This window comes from Massilia sp. TSP1-1-2 (assembly GCF_049896185.1).
GTDB lineage: Bacteria > Pseudomonadota > Gammaproteobacteria > Burkholderiales > Burkholderiaceae_D > Telluria_A.
This window is the reverse complement of record NZ_JAFCTU010000150.1, coordinates 1-878: the sequence shown is the minus strand read 5'-3', so window position 1 is coordinate 878 and position 878 is coordinate 1. Positions and strand designations below refer to the sequence as shown.

Below are 878 nucleotides of genomic sequence, written 5' to 3'. Positions count from 1 at the left end.
AAATTCCACCACAACAACCAAGATCAGGACATAATTTTTTCAAAAAACACACCCGACAAGTAGTCTGACACAGGGGGCTGTTGGCGCTGAAGAATTTGCGTCAGGTGCGGGCTTTGGCGCAGCGGCTAAGGCCGTGGAGGCCTTCACAGCTGGCGCGACGTGTGAAGTCTTCGGCGGAGGGGAGAGCGTCGCTGATGGCGTAGCGTTCGGCGTCGCTTTGCCCTGTTGTCTGTCTCCTCCGGAAACAGTAATCTCGGGTGCGGTGGCGGCCGCGCCAGCGGGAGCTTTTTGCGTGGCGGCGTCGGTCTCTGAAGCAGAAACAGGCGCAACTTTCGGCGTTGGCACTACGGCTGGCTTGCGAGCGGGCTCGTGCTCGCTCACATTGCTGGGTTGGGATTCGCTCGCAGGTTGATGCCCGCGCTGGTGCACGATTACCTTGATATCGGCGACTTCGAGTAGGGTTTCGTCGTAGCGCACAGTGGCGTTTCCCGCGGCGTAGTTCACTGTTGCGCTTTCGACACCGGGCACCCCGCAAATCCGCTTCTCCACTTCGTCCACGGCCAATACCGACAGCATGTCGTGCACTTCAAAAACACTCGTTTTCATCAAAGCTTCCTTTATGACTTTGAAAATCCTCCGGCGAGCAGCTGCCTGGGAAGCCGGTTTTGGGTATCGCGCCCGCCTCTTTGCGGCACTACCGTTTTACCCCTCCCTGTGGCCCATATCATCCCCGCAATTATTCTCCGATGCGGGGCTGTTCCGAGGGGAAACCGCCAGCAAAGCCCAAATTTCCGCGCTTTTCAAAGCCCGTTCACAGGTGCAAAACCACACAAGAAGATGACTCAGAAAAACTGCTGAAATGTCTTAACTTGGCTGGC

1 protein-coding gene is annotated in these 878 nt (G+C 56.9%); it reads right to left on the bottom strand.

Annotation, left to right across the window (positions count from 1 at the left end):
- Positions 1-39: 39 nt before the first annotated feature.
- Positions 40-606, bottom strand: coding sequence for a heavy-metal-associated domain-containing protein (locus ACP7BV_RS27390; protein WP_426108063.1), 567 nt, complete (start codon positions 604-606; stop codon positions 40-42).
- Positions 607-878: the final 272 nt, after the last annotated feature.